The organism is Curtobacterium sp. B8 (genome assembly GCF_000333315.1).
Taxonomy (GTDB): Bacteria; Actinomycetota; Actinomycetes; order Actinomycetales; family Microbacteriaceae; genus Curtobacterium; species Curtobacterium luteum.
The window spans coordinates 1-16,833 of sequence record NZ_BACW01000560.1 but is presented as its reverse complement, the minus strand read 5'-3'; the positions used below and the strand labels follow the sequence as shown (position 1 = coordinate 16,833).

The 16,833-nt window shown below is 71.7% G+C and carries 13 protein-coding genes and 1 pseudogene; 9 read left to right on the top strand and 5 right to left on the bottom strand.

Annotated features, from left to right (window positions below):
• Positions 1-225 precede the first annotated feature (225 nt).
• On the bottom strand, positions 226-2,202 hold the full coding sequence (locus tag I59_RS15095; RefSeq protein WP_022904586.1) for a long-chain fatty acid--CoA ligase: 1,977 nt from the start codon (positions 2,200-2,202) through the stop codon (positions 226-228).
• A gap of 144 nt (positions 2,203-2,346) precedes the next feature.
• Here I59_RS15095 and I59_RS15090 point away from each other — a divergent pair, with 144 nt between their 5' ends.
• The 3 genes from I59_RS15090 (at position 2,347) to I59_RS15080 (ending at position 5,540) form a co-directional block, all read left to right on the top strand.
• The gene (locus I59_RS15090; RefSeq protein WP_022904585.1) at positions 2,347-3,300 is read left to right on the top strand and encodes an ROK family glucokinase; all 954 of its coding nucleotides are present in this window, start codon (positions 2,347-2,349) and stop codon (positions 3,298-3,300) included.
• 33 nt (positions 3,301-3,333) lie between these two features.
• Positions 3,334-4,059 (top strand): 1-acyl-sn-glycerol-3-phosphate acyltransferase, encoded by a 726-nt coding sequence (locus tag I59_RS15085; RefSeq protein WP_022904584.1) that lies wholly within the window; start codon positions 3,334-3,336, stop codon positions 4,057-4,059.
• A gap of 95 nt (positions 4,060-4,154) precedes the next feature.
• Complete coding sequence (locus I59_RS15080) at positions 4,155-5,540, top strand: class II 3-deoxy-7-phosphoheptulonate synthase (RefSeq protein ID WP_022904583.1); 1,386 nt, start codon at positions 4,155-4,157, stop codon at positions 5,538-5,540.
• 333 nt (positions 5,541-5,873) lie between these two features.
• On the opposite strand, the gene pknB is transcribed toward I59_RS15080, so the two are convergent.
• Both pknB and I59_RS15070 read right to left on the bottom strand, forming a co-directional pair.
• A complete protein-coding gene (pknB, locus tag I59_RS15075; protein WP_031273981.1) occupies positions 5,874-7,907 on the bottom strand; it encodes a Stk1 family PASTA domain-containing Ser/Thr kinase in 2,034 nt (677 codons plus the stop codon).
• A gap of 136 nt (positions 7,908-8,043) precedes the next feature.
• The gene (locus I59_RS15070) at positions 8,044-9,303 is read right to left on the bottom strand and encodes a LysM peptidoglycan-binding domain-containing protein (protein WP_022904581.1); all 1,260 of its coding nucleotides are present in this window, start codon (positions 9,301-9,303) and stop codon (positions 8,044-8,046) included.
• 170 nt (positions 9,304-9,473) lie between these two features.
• Here I59_RS15070 and I59_RS15065 point away from each other — a divergent pair, with 170 nt between their 5' ends.
• Positions 9,474-9,830 carry an Rv2175c family DNA-binding protein gene (locus I59_RS15065; RefSeq protein WP_229727915.1) on the top strand — a complete coding sequence of 119 codons (357 nt, stop codon included), beginning with the start codon at positions 9,474-9,476 and terminating at the stop codon, positions 9,828-9,830.
• 75 nt (positions 9,831-9,905) lie between these two features.
• Here I59_RS15065 and I59_RS15060 read toward each other — a convergent pair whose 3' ends face one another.
• Complete coding sequence (locus I59_RS15060) at positions 9,906-11,024, bottom strand: polyprenyl synthetase family protein (RefSeq protein WP_022904579.1); 1,119 nt, start codon at positions 11,022-11,024, stop codon at positions 9,906-9,908.
• 84 nt (positions 11,025-11,108) lie between these two features.
• Here I59_RS15060 and I59_RS15055 point away from each other — a divergent pair, with 84 nt between their 5' ends.
• The 3 genes from I59_RS15055 (at position 11,109) to rsmH (ending at position 13,920) form a co-directional block, all read left to right on the top strand.
• On the top strand, positions 11,109-11,501 hold the full coding sequence (locus I59_RS15055) for a DUF3040 domain-containing protein (protein WP_022904578.1): 393 nt from the start codon (positions 11,109-11,111) through the stop codon (positions 11,499-11,501).
• Positions 11,502-12,407: 906 nt separating this feature from the next.
• Positions 12,408-12,839 (top strand): division/cell wall cluster transcriptional repressor MraZ, encoded by a 432-nt coding sequence (gene mraZ, locus I59_RS15050; protein WP_022904577.1) that lies wholly within the window; start codon positions 12,408-12,410, stop codon positions 12,837-12,839.
• Between the two features lie 106 nt (positions 12,840-12,945).
• A complete protein-coding gene (gene rsmH / locus I59_RS15045; RefSeq protein ID WP_022904576.1) occupies positions 12,946-13,920 on the top strand; it encodes a 16S rRNA (cytosine(1402)-N(4))-methyltransferase RsmH in 975 nt (324 codons plus the stop codon).
• A gap of 547 nt (positions 13,921-14,467) precedes the next feature.
• On the opposite strand, the pseudogene I59_RS23925 reads toward rsmH, so the two are convergent.
• Positions 14,468-14,605: pseudogene (locus I59_RS23925) on the bottom strand (hypothetical protein); the annotation flags it as partial.
• Positions 14,606-14,730: 125 nt separating this feature from the next.
• Between I59_RS23925 and I59_RS15035 the strand changes: the two are divergent.
• Together I59_RS15035 and I59_RS15030 are read left to right on the top strand one after the other, a co-directional pair.
• On the top strand, positions 14,731-16,500 hold the full coding sequence (locus I59_RS15035; protein WP_022904574.1) for a penicillin-binding protein 2: 1,770 nt from the start codon (positions 14,731-14,733) through the stop codon (positions 16,498-16,500).
• A 14-nt stretch (positions 16,501-16,514) separates the two neighbouring features.
• The coding region (locus I59_RS15030) for a Mur ligase domain-containing protein (protein WP_261976591.1) at positions 16,515-16,833 on the top strand (319 nt) is incomplete at its 3' end.

Here is a 16,833-nt window from a genome sequence, read left to right as displayed (position 1 = left end):
GACACGAGCTCAGCTCGCACCGCACCCGCACCAACCTCCGACCCGAACCGGTCGCCTCGACGACGTCGTCGACGGCCGTGCTCGACGCACCGACCGCGGAGCTGGCCCCGCAGGGCTGAGCTCGCGCGGGGCGCGTCGCGCTCCGCGCACACCGCGAACCGCCGGGAGGCCCGGTGCCGGTCCCAGGGGCCGGCACCGGGCCTCCCGGCGGCCGCGTCGCGTGTCTCAGCCGCGTCGACGACGGCTGGTCACCACCGGCGTCGCGGTGGTCTGCACCTTCGAGCCGGAGTAGATGTGCTCGATGTCCGCGGCGAAGTCCCGCATGATGACCGGTCGCTTGATCGTCAGCTTCGGGGTGAGGTGCCCGGAGGCCTCGGTCAGGTCGGTGTCGAGGATCGTGAACGACCGCACCGACTCCGCCCGCGAGACCCGCTGGTTCGCGGTGTCCACGGCCTCCTGCACGGCCTGGTGCACCCGCTCGTCGTACGCGGCCTCGTGCGGGCTGAGCACGGGGGAGATGCCCCGCGCCTCGCACCAGCCCGGGAGCATGTCGCGGTCGAGCGTCACGAGCGCCGCCACGAACGGCTTGCCCTCGCCGACGACGACCGCCTGCCCGACGAGCGGGTGCTCGCGGATCGCGTCCTCGAGCGGGGCCGGTGCGACGTTCTTGCCGCTCGCCGTGACGATGAGCTCCTTCGCGCGACCGGTCACGGTCAGGACGCCGTCGTCGTCGAGCCGCCCGAGGTCGCCGGTGCGGAACCAGCCGTCCGCGAAGGCCTTCTCGGTCGCCTCGTCGTTCCGCCAGTACCGGTCGAACACGTCGACGCCGCGGATCAGGATCTCGCCGTCGTCGGCGATCCGGACCTCGACGCCCGGGAGCGCCCGCCCGACCGTCCCGATGCGCAGCTCGCCGGCGCGGTTCACCGTCGCCGGGGCGGTGGTCTCGGTCAGCCCGTAGCCCTCGAGGATGAGGACGCCGATGGACCGGAAGAAGTGCGACAGCCGCGGCGAGAGCGGTGCGGAGCCGCTGACGGCGTAGCGCACGCGCCCGCCGATCGCGTCGCGCAGCTTGGCGTAGACGAGCTTGTCGAACAGGGCGAATCGCAGCCGGAGTCCGAGCGGGACCTTCCCCGACGTCAGCGCCTCGGAGTGCGCGACCGCGGTGGCGGCGGCCGCGCGGAAGATCCGGCCCTTGCCACCGAGGTCGGCCTTCTGCTCGGCCGAGTTGTAGATCTTCTCGAAGACCCGGGGGACCGCGAGCAGGAACGTCGGTCGGAAGGTCGACACGGCCTTCATGAGGTCCTTCGTGTCCGGTTCGTGGCCGACCAGCACGCCGGCGGAGAGCGACATCGCCGCGATGAACCGCGCGAAGACGTGGGCCATCGGGATGAACAGCATGGTGGACGATCCCTCGGCGATGACCTCGGGCATGGCCTCGGACGCGCCCTCGACGGTGCCCGTGAAGTTGTCGTGGCGGAGCACGCAGCCCTTCGGGCGCCCGGTCGTGCCGGACGTGTAGATGATCGTCGCGTCGTCGTGCCCGTGCACGGTCGCCGTGCGGGCGTCGAGGTCCTCGTCGCTGACGTCCTCGCCGAGCCGGGCCAGGTCGTCGAGCCCGCCGCCGTCCATCGTCCAGTGCTGGCCGAGGTGCGGGAGGTCCGGCGCGATGCCGGCGACGCGGCGGGCGTGCTGCTCCTGCTCGACCACGATCGCCACGGCCTCGGAGTCGGAGAGGATCCAGCGGATCTGGTCGGGCGAGCTCGTCTCGTACACCGGCACGGAGACCAGGCCGGCGGTCCACACGGCGAAGTCGACGAGCGTCCACTCGAGGCGGGTGCGGGACAGGATCGCGACGTGCGCGCCCGGCTCGAGGCCGGCGGCCACGAACCCCTTCGCGATCGCGCGGACGCGGGCGAGGGTCTCGGCGGCGGTGATCGGCGTCCAGGTGTCGCCGTGCCGTTCGGCCAGGATCGGTCGGTCCGGCGTGAGCCGCGCACGCTCCGTGAGGAGCCGGGCTGCCGAGCCGTGGTCCGGCGCGACGGGACCGGCGCCGGGACGTGCAGCGTGCCTCCCGGCCGGTGTCGCGGACGGCGACGCGCCCGCCGGAGCCGCGGCAGACTGCGTGGTGGGTTCGGTGCTGGTCGCGGCGGTGCCCTGTTCGGCGGCGGCGCTGGTGAGGCGCTCGGGTCGCTGATCGTTCACGGTGACTCCCTCGTCGGCCGGTTCGATTCGAGTGCACCTCATCGTCGAGGTGACACTGCCAGCATAGGGGCGCACGCCGGGCGTTCCGTGTGGACGGAACCGTGCGTTCGGTGTGGACACGGCGAACCGGTAGGCTCGTGGACCGTGCACGCCATCGGAATCGACATCGGGGGCACCAAGATCGCGGGAGCGGTCGTCACGGAGCTCGGCGAGATCCTCGCCGAGGACCGCGTCGCCACGAACGCTGCGGACCCGGACGCCATGCTGGACGACGTCGTGGCGATGGTCACGCGCCTCCGCGCCTCGCACGAGGTCGGCGCGGTGGGCGTCGCGGCCCCCGGGTTCATCGACGCCTCGCAGTCGATCGTCTACTACACGCCGAACATCCGCTGGCGGAACGAACCCCTGCGGCAGAAGCTCCAGCAGCGCATCGGCGACCTGCACATCACGGTCGACAACGACGCGAACGCCGCGGGCTGGGCGGAGTTCCGCTTCGGTGCAGGTCGGCTCGTGTCCGACATGACCATGCTCACGATCGGTACCGGCGTCGGCGGCGCGATCGTCACCGAGGACCGGCTCTTCCGCGGGGGCTTCGGCACCGGCGGCGAGATCGGCCACCTCCGCATCGTGCCGAACGGCCTGCCCTGCGGCTGCGGCGCCCGTGGGTGCATCGAGCAGTACGGCTCCGGCCGCGCCCTGCAGCGCATGGCGAACGACGTTGCGGACGCCGGCGGCATCGGGTCCGCCCTCGCCGACGCACGCGAGCAGAACGGCGGTCACCTCGACGGGAAGATCGTCGGCGACCTGATCCTGGCCGACGACCCGGGTGCCCTCGCGGCCCTGCGGCGGCTCGGCCGACACCTCGGTGAGGCATGCGCCTCGCTGTCCGCCGTGCTCGACCCGCAGCTGTTCGTCTTCGGCGGCGGCGTCGCGAGCGCGGGGGACCGGCTGCTCGAGCCGATCAAGCAGGCCTACCTCGGCAACCTGCCGGCACGCGGCTACCACCCGGAGCCCGACTTCGTCATCGCCGAGCTCGTCAACGACGCCGGGGTCGTCGGGGCCGCCGACCTCGCCCGGATCCACGCCCGGACGGCGTAGGGTCGGGCGCACCCCACCCCCTCGGAGTCATCGATGACCTACTGGCTGCTGAAGAACTTCGTGCTCGGCCCGCTCATCCTCACGCTCTTCCGGCCGTGGGTCATCGGGCGCGAGCACGTGCCCGCCAAGGGCCCCGTCATCTTCGCCTCGAACCACATCTCCTTCATCGACTCGGTGATCCTGCCCGCGGTGCTCGACCGCCGCATCTCGTTCCTCGCCAAGAGCGACTACTTCACCGGGCGAGGGCTCAAGGGCTGGGCGACGAAGACGTTCTTCAACGCGATCGGTCAGCTGCCCATCGACCGCTCCGGCGGCAAGGCGTCCGAGGCGTCGCTCCGCACCGGCCTCCAGGTCCTCGCCCGCGGTGAGCAGCTCGGCATCTACCCCGAGGGCACCCGCAGCCCCGACGGCAAGCTGTACCGCGGTCGCACCGGCATCGCCCGGATGATCCTCGAGGGCCGCGTCGTCGTCGTGCCGGTCGCCATGGTCGGCACGCGTGAGGTCCAGCAGATCGGGCAGCGGTTCCCGAAGTTCAAGCGCGTGGGCGTGGTCTTCGGCAAGCCGCTCGACTTCTCGCGCTTCCAGGGGTTCGAGACCGACCGCTTCATCCTCCGCAGCGTGACGGACGAGGTCATGCACGAGCTCGCCGGGCTGAGCCGCCAGGAGTACGTCGACGTCTACGCGACGAGTGTCAAGGAACGCGCGAGCTCCGCACGCGAGCAGGTCATGAAGGAGCGGGGCGGCACCTCCGGACGGTAGGCTCGTACGGTCCGGCAACCCGGCCGGACGGCGGGTCCATGACCGGAGAAGCGGTCGTCCGACCGGCCGCGAGCCCAGAACACCGAGGTAACGCCTTGTTCGAGTCGACCGACTTCGTCGCCCTGCAGGATCCGGACGTCATCGAGGGGCTCGACCATTGGCGCACGCTCCCGATCAAGCAGCAGCCGACGTGGCCGGACCCCGCCGCCGCCGAGGCCGCCTCGGCCGAGATCGCGACGCTCCCGCCGCTCGTGTTCGCGGGCGAGGTCGACAAGCTGCGCGACCGTCTCGCCGCCGCGGCCCAGGGCAAGGCATTCCTGCTGCAGGGCGGTGACTGTGCGGAGACCTTCGCCGGTGCCACCGCGGACTCCATCCGCGACCGCGTCAAGACCATCCTGCAGATGGCGGTCGTGCTCACCTACGGCGCCTCGATGCCGGTCATCAAGATGGGGCGCATGGCGGGGCAGTTCGCCAAGCCGCGCTCGAGCGACTTCGAGACCCGCGGCGACGTCACGCTGCCCGCCTACCGCGGGGACATCGTCAACGGGTACGACTTCACGCCGGAGAGCCGGCAGGCCGACCCCCGTCGTCTCGTGCAGGGCTACCACACCGCTGCGTCGACGCTGAACCTCGTGCGCGCCTTCACGCAGGGTGGCTTCGCCGACCTGCGTCAGGTGCACTCGTGGAACAAGGGCTTCGCGTCGAACCCCGCGAACGCCCGGTACGAGCACCTCGCGAAGGAGATCGACCGCGCCATCCGCTTCATGGACGCCTGCGGTGCGGACTTCGACGAGCTGAAGCACGTCGAGTTCTACGCCTCGCACGAGGGGCTGCTCATGGACTACGAGCGCCCGATGACCCGGATCGACTCCCGGTCCGGCCAGGCCTACGACACGTCCGGGCACTTCATCTGGATCGGTGAGCGCACGCGTGACATCGACGGTGCGCACGTCGACTTCCTGTCGCGCGTCCGGAACCCGATCGGCGTCAAGCTCGGCCCGACCACCTCGGTCGACGACATGAAGGCCCTGGTCGAGAAGCTCGACCCGAACCGCGAGCCCGGCCGCCTGACGTTCATCACCCGCATGGGCGCCGGCAAGATCCGCGACGAGCTGCCGAAGCTGCTCGAGGCGATCAAGGGCATGGACGCCAACCCGCTCTGGGTGACCGACCCGATGCACGGCAACGGCCTCACGACCCCGACGGGCTACAAGACCCGCCGCTTCGACGACGTCGTGGACGAGGTCCTCGGCTTCTTCGAGGCGCACCGGGAGGTCGGCACGTACCCGGGCGGCATGCACGTCGAGCTCACCGGCGACGACGTGACGGAGTGCCTCGGCGGCTCCGAGCACATCGACGAGGCCACGCTCGCGACCCGGTACGAGTCCCTGTGCGACCCGCGGCTGAACCACATGCAGTCGCTCGAGCTGGCGTTCCTCGTCGCCGAGGAGCTCGGGGCGCACCCGCACACCGCGCGCTGAGCGCGGCGCGCGTGCCGCGCGGCGCGGCCGAGTCTCGCGGTGAGCGACCGTTTTTGCGCTCGTGAGCACGAGACCCGTCGCTGTGAGCGAGACTCGCCCCCGCAGGCACGAGACTCGCCTCGCCGCGCGTGCGTGCGTGCGCGCGTGCGTACCGGCCGGGAGGCGCGGTGCGGGCTCGCGCCGTGCCTCCCGGCCGGTGGGCGGCCCGGTCGCGGCCGCGGCCGCGGGCACGAGTCTCGCGGTGAGCGACACGTCTCGCGCTCGCGGCCACGAGCAATGTCGCTGTCTGCGAGACTCGGCGCAGCGCACGCGAGACTCGCCGGCGCCGCGCCCCTACTGCTCGTAGGCGAGCGTGATGGTGTCGCCGCGGTGCACGGTGGTGCCCGCGGGCGGGTCCGTCCCCGTCACCGGGAGTGTGGCTTTCCAGTCGTAGAAGCCGCACAGGATGTTCGTGCAGTCCGGGACGGAGACCTTCAGCCCGAGGCCCTCGAGGGTGCTCGTCGCGTCGTTGATCGTCTTGTCGTGGACGTCCGGCAGCTGGATCGGCGCCGGCCCCCGCGACACGACGACGTCGACCGCCGAACCCTGCACCGCGGGGTCGTCGGCGACGCTCGCGGAGATGATCTGGCCCTCGGGCACCTGGTCGTCGTACTTCTGGTCCTGGGAGCCGAGTCGCAATCCAACGCCCTCGAGCGTCGCACCGGCCTCGTCCACGGTCTTGCCGACGACGTCGGGCACCGGTCCGAGCGACACCGTGAGCGTCACGGTCCCGCGCTCCGCGTAGGTGGTGGCCGTGCCGAGGTCGACGGGCCCGGAGGCGTCGCGCCCGGTGGCGGCGATCACGGTGTCCTTCGCGGCGTCGGCCGAGAACTGGTAGCGGTTGTCCTGCAGTTCGAAGTCGTCGTCGAGCGCGGCCGTGACGGTCGACTCGGGCTGCCCGATGATGGCGGGCAGCGTGATCATCCGCGGCCCGTTCGACACGACGAGCTGCACTGCGGTGCCCTTCTGGACCTCGCGCTCCGCCGCGGGCTTCGTCGCCGAGACCTCGCCCTTCGCGATGACCGCGTCGAAGCGGCGCGCGGTGGTGGCGGCCGTGCGGAGTCCCTGGGCCTCGAGGAGCTGGCGTGCCTGGGTGACGCTCTTGCCCGCGACCTCGGGGATGCGGACGTTGCCGAGCGGACCGGGGCCGTACACCCACCCGATCGTGCCCGCGACGAGGGCGAGCAGGACGATGACCGCGAAGACGATCCACCCGCGCTTCCGGCGCTTGGCCGACTTGTCGGCGAGGCGCTGTGCGGCGGGGGAGAGGGCGCCCGGCTGCGAGCCCGTCCGCCGGGGTCCGGGCTGGTTGCGACCACGACCGACGGGTGCGGCGCCCGCGGACCGGTCGATCACGGTGGTGGCGTCCGCGGTGTCGTCCTCCGGTGCCGAGCCGACCGACGACGGCGTGCGGGCGGCCGGGCCCTCGGAGGGCAGGATCGCGGTGGCGTTCTCCGGCCGGAGCACGGCGGTGCGGTACTGCCCGGTCGCGCGCTGCAGCCCGCCGGACATGTGGTCGAGCATCTCGCGGGCGTCCGCCGGCCGGTCACCGGGGTTCCGAGCGGTCGCCCAGGCCACGAGCTCGTCGAGCTCGAGCGGGACGCCGGGGATCGACGCGCTCGGCGGCGGCACGGTGTCGTTCGCGTGCTGGTACGCGATCTGCATCGGCTGGTCGCCCTTGTACGGCTGCTCGCCGGTGAGCATCTCGTAGAGCATGATGCCGAGCGCGTAGATGTCGCTGCGGGAGTCCGCCGCACCCCGCGTGACGAGCTCGGGGGAGAGGTAGGCGATGGTGCCGAGGAGCGCGGCGCCCGTGGCCGTGTTCGCCGTCGTGGCGCGGGCGAGACCGAAGTCGCCGAGCTTGATGCGGCCGTCGTCGGCGAGCAGGACGTTCTCGGGCTTGAGGTCGCGGTGCACGATCCCGGCGCGGTGGGCGGATGCCAGCCCGGCGAGGACGGCGCGGAGGATGTCGGTCGCCTGCTCGGGCGTCAGGGCGTGGTGTTCCTGGAGGAGGTCCCGCAGGGTGATGCCAGGGATGTACTCCATGACGATGTAGGCGGTGTCGTCCTCGGCACCCTGGTCGTACACGCCCACGAGGTTCGGGTGCGACAGCCGTGCGGCCGAACGGGCTTCCTGGATGAAGCGTTCGCGGAACGCCTGGTCGTCGGCTAGGTGCCCGTGCATGATCTTGATCGCCACGCGGCGCTCGAGTCGGACGTCGGTCGCGAGGTAGACCGTCGCCATGCCGCCGCGGGCGATCCGCGAGCGCACACGGTACCGGCGGTCGATCATGCGACCGATCATCGGGTCCGTGGCGTTCGTGGTCATCTGCGGCATTCTACGAATCCGGACCGCACAGGCCCGCCGTGACGCTCCGACCGTTACCCGATCTCGATCTCAGGGATGAGACTGCCGGGTCGACGGCGCCGCGGTCGGGGCAGGCCGGCGTGGCCGATCGTGGGCGTCAGAGGGAGGCGAGCCAGGTCTCGGCGGGGCCGCCCCACTTCGCGTACGCCGTGGGGTAGGCCGAGACCTGGACGGCCTGGGCGGCGTCGGTGACGCTCATCGAGGACCAGCCGCGCACGTCGAGCAGGCCGCGCGTGTGCCCGGGGTTGCCGAGGAAGAACCGCTTCGCGGCCGTCGCCGGGTCCTGCAGGGACGTCTTGCTGCCCCAGCCCTGGCTCGGGCGCTGCTGGAACAGGCCGACCGAGTCGCGGTCGCCGTCCGCGAGGTTCCGGAGGCTCGACTCCTGCATCGCGGCGGCGAGGGCGACGACGAGCCCGCGCTGCGGCACGCCGAGCGACCGGCCGACGCTGACGATCGTCGCCGCGTTCCGCCACTGCTCGGCGCTCAGTGTCGTGGAGGATCCCTTGACCGAGGTGGACACCGCAGCGCCCGTGGACGCTCCCGGCAGCACGAGGGTCTTGCCCGCGTAGATGGTGCTCGTGTAGGTCAGGCCGTTGGCGGCGAGCAGCGCCTTCACGGAGACGTGGTGCTCGGCGGCGATCGACGCGATGGTGTCGCCGGTGCTGATCTTCACGCTGCCGCTCGACGCGGTCGCCGTGCTCGTGGACACCACCGGTCGCGGGGAGGACGGAGCCGCCTGGTGCGCGGACGGCACCCGGAGGGTCTGCCCGGGGTAGATCACGCTGCGCTGCGAGAGGTTGTTCGCGCCGAGCAGCGCCGACGTCGACACGCCGATGCGCGCCGCGATGCCCGAGACGGTGTCCCCGGAACGGACGTGGTAGCTGCTCGTGGTGCTCGTCGACGTCGTCGTGGCGGTCCGCGCGGGCGCCCGGTGCACCGCGGGCGCGCTCGTCAGGTGGAGCGTCTGGCCCGGGTGGATGATCGTGTTCCAGCCGAGGCCGTTCCGCACCAGGACCTCCTGCGCCGACAGGCCGTACCGGGCCGCGATGCCCGAGACCGTGTCGCCCTGACGGACGGTGTAGGTCGTCGGCGCCTGGGAGACCGCGGCCACCGTCGTGACCCGCGTCGTGGCCGGCCGCGCGACGGCGGTGGCGAACACCGGCCGGTCGCCCTCGTTGCGGTCCTGGTCGACGTGGCGCTTGTTCCCCGCGCCCTCGTCGTCGTGCCGGGGCTCGGCGTGGGCGACGGGGCCGGTGAGGCCGGCCGTCACCGCGATCGTGCCCGCGAGGACGATGGGCACGGTCGCGAAGCGGGCCGATCGAGCGCGGCGGGCGGCCTCGTCTGCAGCGTTGTCCACGGTGGTCTCCTGTCCTCGGTGAGCCGCGTGCGCGTGTGCGCACTCACAGGTGGCTCCACGCTGACACGGGCTGAGTCCCAAGTCAACCAGAGAGTCGGATGTTGCGCGTGTGACTCGTGTGACGAGCGAGGTGCGTGGCACGACCCCATCACTCTGGCAACATGGGGCGGGTGAGTCCTGCACCCACTGACGACGCGACCCTGTCCGAACGCTGGCTGACGGTCCCCGACCTCGTCGACCTGCTCGGCGTGACCCCCGGCCGGATCCACCGGCTCTTCGAGCAGAAGACCCTCCTGCCTGCGCGGGTGGACGGCGTGCTCAAGGTGCCGAGCGAGTTCCTCGACGGCACCGAGCCGCTCCCGGAACTCCGGGGCACGCTCATCGTGCTGGGCGACAACGGCTTCTCCGACGACGAGGCGGTCCGCTGGATGCTCGCCGTCGACGACGCCATCGGCGACTCGCCGATCAACGCGCTCCGCGCGGGCCGCAAGGCCGAGGTCCGCAGGATCGCCCAGTCGCTGCTCTAGTGGCGACCCACTGACGGACTGGAGGCGCGGTGCGGGCCCGCCCCGTGCCTCCCGGCCGTCGACCGACTGCGTCGACTACGCGACGCGGCGGATGACCGTGTCGGCCAGCGACGCGAGCTGCTCCCGCGCGGACGGGGTGAGCGGTGCGGCGTCGAGCGCTGCCTTCGCACGCTGCACGTGGCGGTCGATGGACCGCTCGACCGCGGCGACGGCACCCGAGTCGGTGAGGGTGGCGCGGAGCATCTGCACCTGACCCTCGTCGAGGTCCGGGTCGCCGAGGAGCTCGTCGAGCAGCTGGCGCGGACCGGGCGGGAGGGTCTTGCGGGCGCTCGCGATGAGGACGGTGCGCTTGCCCTCGCGGAGGTCGTCGCCGGCCGGCTTGCCGGTGATCTCGGGATCGCCGAAGACGCCGAGCATGTCGTCGCGCAGCTGGTAGGCCACGCCGAGGGGGAGTCCGAACGAGCGCAAGCCCTCGAGCTGCGACTCGCTCGCCCCGGCGACGAGCGCGCCGATGACGAGCGGGGCCTCGACCGAGTACTTCGCCGACTTGAAGACGATGACCCGCTGGGCCCGGAGCAGGTGTTCGCTCTCGTCGATCGCGGGCCAGGCGGTCTCCTCGTGCACGTCGAGGTACTGCCCCGCGGTGACGTCGAGACGCATGGCGTGGAACTCCTGACGGACGATGCGCGCCCGTGCCGGGTCGAGGAGCGCGAGACCCTCGTCGAACACCGCGTCGCTCAGGGAGAGCAGCAGGTCGCCGAGCAGGAGCGCCGAGTTCGTGCCGTACTGCGCGCGGTCGCCCGTGAAGCCCGAGTCGCGGTGGAGCGCCTCGAACCGACGGTGCACGGCCGGGCGGCCACGACGGGTGTCCGACCGGTCCATGATGTCGTCGTGCACGAGGGCCGCGGCGTGGAAGACCTCGAGCGCAGCGGCCACGGTGACGATCGCTTCGGCGGTGGTCTGGCGGGAGCCCTCGGCCAGCGGGTCGAACGAGCCGGACCGACCGGCGACGGACTGCCAGCCCCAGTAGCAGAACAGGGCTCGGAAGCGCTTGCCGCCGGACAGCAGGTCCCGCGCGTACTCGTCGAACGGGGCGAGGTCGGGGCTGATCGCGAGGAGCCGTTCACGCTGCTCGTCGAGGGCCCGTTCGATCCGTGCGGAAACGAGGTCCACTAATCGCGTACTCTCAGCCACACTCCCTACCCTAGTGGAGCGGTCGGGACGTAGAATCGGCCAACCAAAACCTTGCGTCGATCCCAAGAACAAGAGGGAACACAGATGCCACTCTCGGAGCAAGAGCAGCGCCTCCTCGAGGAGATGGAGCGCAGCCTCTACCAGAACGACTCCGACTTCGTCGCGCGCGTGACGCGGCGCCAGGGCCGTCCGACCTACACGTCGATCGCGCTCGGGGTGCTGGCGGCTCTCGCCGGCGTCGCCGTCGTCATCGTCGGGCTGGTCATCCGCCAGCCGCTCATCGGGATCCTCGGGTTCGTGATCATGCTCGCCGGCGTGTTGTTCGCGCTGCGGCCGGGCATGCGCGCGCCGAAGGCGAAGCCGGGTCGGACGCCGAAGTCCCCTGGTTCGCGGGGGTCGCGGCCGTCGTCGTCGGGCGGGTCCTTCATGGACCGCATGAACGAGCGCTGGGACAAGCGCAACGAGCAGGGGCAGTAGCTCCTCCACACGCCTCCACGGGGTCGGTCCTTCGGGACCGGCCCCGTTCTGCGTTCCCGGGGTCCGCCCGTCCTCGGCTTCGGTCTCGGGGCCCTGGGTCGGGGTTCGTCGGGTTGGTAGGGGCTCGCTGCGACGCGCCGGAGTGGGTTGGTCGCAGGACGTGCCGCGTGCGGGGCGCACTGGTCGCACCGATCGTCGGGCTGCTCCGAACCTGAGCGGCAGGTTCCGCGACCAGCGGCGGCGTGGGTCGAGTGTGGCGCGTCCGGGGCGTCCGGGGCGTCCGGGGCGTGCGGGGCGTGCGGGGCGGGGGCGTGCGGGGCGTCCGGCGGAGGGGTCGCGACACCCCGCGCGCGTGCTGTCGGGCGGTCGCGACGTGTCGCTCTGGGCGCGGTCGGGCGACGGCTCGTGACCGGCCGGCGGGGTGCGGGCGGGGTGTCGTGACCGGCCGTGGGCGATCGGAGGTGCCCGGCCGATGGGTCGCGACACCCCGCGCGCGTGCTCTCGAGCGGTCACGACGTGTCGCTCTGGGCGCGGTCGGGCGACGGCTCGTGACCGGCCGGCGGGGTTCCGGCGGGGTGTCGTGACCGGCCGCGGGCGGGACGAGCTGCCGGACGCCGCGGCCGGACGCGACCCCTCGCCGGACGTGAGCGGCGTGGCGAGGCCGAACCGCGCCTCCTGACCGCCACCGGGCTGCGAATCTCCTCCACTTCCCTCCACGCCCTCCTCGCCGTTCCACATCCCCGGGAATCCGGGCATCACAGCCGCAGAACACCGCGATCCACCCCGCCCCGACCGCCCCAGAACGGGGCACGAGGGCGATTTTGGGAGCGGAATCATGGCCGCGGGGAGGGGAGTGGAGTAAAGTGGGGCTCGCAACGGTCCGGTGGAGCGGAGGGGAGGCCCGACGTGCTGCTCGGTACCTACGCCCCGAAGCTCGACGAGAAGGGTCGCGTGATCCTCCCCGCCAAGTTCCGGGACGAGCTGTCCGGGGGGCTCGTGATGACCCGCGGGCAGGAGCGCTGCGTCGTCGTCTTCAGCGCGGACACGTTCGAGGAACTCCACGAGCGCATCCGCACCGCTCCGATGACGTCGAAGCGCACCCGGGACTACATGCGTCTGTTCCTCTCCGGAGCGAGCGCGGAGCAGCCCGACAAGCAGAACCGCGTCACGATCCCGCAGAACCTCCGCGACTACGCGGGGCTTGAGCGGGACCTGACGGTCATCGGCTCCGGTGACCGCGCCGAGATCTGGTCGACCCCCGCGTGGGAGGCCTACTACGCCGAGGTCGAAGAGGGCTTCGCCGACAACGACGAGGAGGTGATCCCGGGGATCTTCTGATCCGCGGATCGGGACTCCCAGCCGTGGTGCCCTGACGTCACTTCCCCGACGTCAGGTCGCATGGATGGGGATCCGGACCCGTGGCCCGGAAGGCACAGGGGCTGACATGGCCGATGCGACCGAACCGAACGACCAGCGGGAACGCTTCCCGCACACGCCGGTGATGCTCCAGCGCATCGTCGACCTGTTCACGCCGACGCTCGAGGGACCGGGCAAGGTCGTCGTCGACGCGACCCTCGGCATGGGCGGCCACTCCGAGGGGCTGCTCGAACGCTTCCCGGAGCTCACCGTGATCGGCCTCGACCGCGACACCGACGCGCTCGGCATCGCGGGCGACCGGCTGGCCCGCTTCGGCGACCGCGTCCGTCTCGTGCACACCGTGTACGACGGCATCGGCGAGGCGATCGAGGGCGAGGGCTTCACCGAGGTCGACGGCGTCCTGTTCGACCTCGGCGTCAGCTCGCTGCAGCTCGACCGGGCGGAGCGGGGCTTCGCGTACAGCCAGGACGCCCCGCTCGACATGCGCATGGACCGTACCGAGGGACAGACCGCGGCCGACGTCCTCGCGACCTACGACGAGGGCGAGCTGCGCCGCATCTTCCAGCGCTACGGGGAGGAGAAGCTGGCCGGCCGCTACGCCCGGGCGATCGTCGAGCGGCGTGCGACGAAGCCGTTCGAGATGTCGGGCGACCTGGTCCAGGTGCTGCACGATGCGACGCCGGTGGCGATCCAGCGCCAGGGGCACCCGGCCAAGCGCGTCTTCCAGGCCCTCCGCATCGAGGTGAACGCAGAACTCAGCGTCCTGGAGCGGGCGATCCCGGCGGCGCTCGACGCCATCGCGGTCGGCGGTCGCATCGTCGTCGAGTCGTACCAGTCGCTCGAGGACCGCATGGTCAAGCGCGAGCTGGCGGCCCGCACCACCTCGAGCGCCCCGGCCGGCCTGCCCGTCGAGCTGCCCGAGCACCGCCCCACGTTCCGCCTCGTCGTGAAGGGCGCGGAGCTCGCCGACGAGGCCGAACGGGCCGCCAACCCCCGAGCCATCCCCGTGCGCCTGCGCGCGGCCGAACGGATCCGGAAGTGACATGAGCACGAACCTCGCACTCGTCGACCCCGTCGTCCCGTCCAGCGCGCCCCGCCCCGCACGGCAGGACCGCCCCGAGCTCGTCGAGGTCGCCCCGAGCAAGGCCCAACGCCGGGCCCGTCCCCGGATCGCGTACGCCGTCGTCGCGGTGTCGGCGCTTCGCGTGCTGCTCCTCGCGCAGCTCGGCATCAGCATGGTGCTGAGCCAGGGCGCCTACACGCTGAACTCCCTCGACGCGCAGCAGACCAAGCTCGCACGGACCCAGCAGTCGCTCTCCGAGGAACTCCGGGTGCTCGACTCGCCGCAGAACCTGGCGCGGAACGCCCAGGGCCTCGGCATGATCGCGAACTCCACGCCGGTGTACCTCGACCCGAAGACCGGTCGCGTGTACGGCACCCCCACCCCGGCGAAGGCCGACGAGGGGACCGCGAGCACGCAGAACCTCGTGCCGAACTCCCTGCTGCAGGACGTGCCGCTGGTCACGAAGGGCGCGAGCAAGGACGGCACCGCGACGGACGGCACCGCGAAGGGCAGCACCGCGAAGGACGGCACCGCGAAGGGCGGCGCGGCGAAGGACAGCGCGGCGAAGAACGACGCCACCGCGACGGACGCTGAGAAGACCAGCGGCGCCAGCGCGTCGGACGGGGCATCCCCGAAGTCCTCCGTAGAGTCCGACCCGAACCAACTGCAGGCACCCACCACCCGGTGATCAGCGGGCTGGGGCCGACCACCGCCCGGTGACCGACGGGCCGGCTCGGCCACCGCTCGGTGACCACGGCTGGTGCCGACCACCCGGAAGGACCGCGCCGCGTGACGAAGACGATCCGCAACCGCCGACTGCGCTACAGCGTCGTCATGATCGCCGTGATCGCGCTCGTGGCGGTGTTCGTCGTCCGGCTCGTCGACATCCAGGTGGTGCAGGCCGCCGACCTCGACAAGGCGTCCGAGGCGAAGCGGAGCATCCCGGTCACCGTCTACGGCGACCGCGGCGCGATCGTCGACCGGAACGGCGTCGAACTCGCCGACAGCGTCACGCGGTACAACATCACGACGGCGCCGCGGCTGGTCTCGAAGTTCCAGGGCAAGCTCGGCGGCACACGGGTCAAGCACGTCAGCGTCGACACCGCGTTGGGCGCCCTCGTCGAGGCCTCAGGGGGTGACCTGAAGACCATGCGGCAGAACATCGCCGCGGATCCGGAGTCGGACTTCGCGTACCTCGTCAAGGGCCTCGACGTGAAGCACTACGAGGCGGTCGTCGCGCTGCAGATCCCGTGGGTCTACGCCGTGCCGCAGTCCGCCCGTGTGTACCCGACGGGCGCGACCACGGGGAACGTCACCGGCTTCATGGGGACCGACGGCGCCCAGGCCGGCCTCGAGTACGCGTACGACAAGTGCCTCGCCGGCACGAACGGGTCACAGACGTACGAACGCGGCGCGGACGGCGTCCAGCTCCCCGGTTCGACCGTGACGACGAAGCAGGCGAAGGACGGCGGCACGCTCGAGACGACCATCGACAGCGACCTCCAGTACATGGCGGACCAGACGATCGCGTCGGCGGCGAAGCAGCTGCAGGCGCAGTCGGCGACGGCGACGGTCACGAACGCGAAGACCGGCGAGCTGCTCGCGGTCGCGGACTGGCCGACGGTCGACCCGAACAACGTCGACGGCACCACCGACAAGGGTGCCTTCGGGTCCCGCGCGATCACGGACACGTACGAGCCCGGTTCGACGATCAAGGCCGCGATCGCCGCCGCGCTCATCGACCAGGGGAAGTCGAGCCCGACGGACGGCACCACCGTCCCGTACTCGCGCACCTTCCCGTGGGGCGGCTCGATCCACGACGCCGAGTACCACGAGACCGAGAAGCTCACGCTCACCGGGATCCTGCAGGACTCCTCGAACGTCGGCATCACCGAGCTCGGTGAACGTCTGACGGCGCAGCAGCGCTACGACTACATGAAGAAGTTCGGCCTGTTCGAACCCGAGTCCGCGATCGACTACCCGGGCCAGCCGGGCATGCGGTACGGCTCCAGCCCGCAGTGGGACGAGCAGACCGGCATCAACTCGATGTTCGGCCAGGGCATCTCCACGACCGCGCTGCAGGTCGCGAGCATCTACCAGACGCTCGCGAACCAGGGTGTCCGGATCCCGCTGCACTTCGTCAAGGGCTGTGTGACGGCCGACGGCAAGACGATCGACGCGCCCGACGTGCAGCCCGAGCGCGTGGTGTCCGCCAGCGCCGCGCAGCAGACGGTCGGGATGCTCCAGAGCGTCGTCCGCGGCGGCACGCTCAACGGCATGGAGCCGATCTCGGGCTACAACGTCGCGGCGAAGACCGGCACCGCCGAGGTGGCCGAGGGGTCCGGTGGCTACGGCGGTCAGCGCATCATCTCGGTGGCCGGAATGGCACCCGCCGAAGACCCCCAGTATGTTGTCACGGTGACGTTCACGAAGCCGCAGACGAGCAAGTTCTCGTCCGGAGCGGCTCCGGCGTTCCGAACCCTCATGTCCCAGGTGCTCGAGAAGTACCGAGTAACCCCCTCCGCGTCCGAGGCGAAGCTGTACCCGTCCACGTGGTGAGGAAGAAGGAGCACTTGTCCGCACGGATCCCCCCGGTCCTCCGACCCGAACACCCCACCCCCCGATCGGTCGCCGAACTGGCGAACGGCTTCGGGCTGCGCGTCGTCGGCTCGGTCGACGGTGTCGAGACCACGGGTGTCACCCTGAGCGCTGCCGAGGTGCAGCCCGGTGACCTGTTCGTCGGTGTGCACGGCGCGAACCGCCACGGAGCCCAGTTCGCGACCGAGGCCGCCGAGCGCGGTGCCGTCGCGGTGCTGACGGACGCGGACGGTGTCGCCCTGGTCGAGCCGTCCGGGCTCCCCGTGCTCGTGGTCGACGACCCGCGGGCCGCGC

Excerpts from the sequence above, each read along its gene's own strand:
- rsmH (WP_022904576.1), top strand. The coding sequence starts at position 12,946 with ATGGCCGATGCGACCGAACCGAACGACCAGCGGGAACGCTTCCCGCAC.
- I59_RS15055 (WP_022904578.1), top strand. The coding sequence starts at position 11,109 with ATGCCACTCTCGGAGCAAGAGCAGCGCCTCCTCGAGGAGATGGAGCGC.
- pknB (WP_031273981.1), bottom strand. The coding sequence starts at position 7,907 with ATGACCACGAACGCCACGGACCCGATGATCGGTCGCATGATCGACCGC.
- I59_RS15085 (WP_022904584.1), top strand. The coding sequence starts at position 3,334 with ATGACCTACTGGCTGCTGAAGAACTTCGTGCTCGGCCCGCTCATCCTC.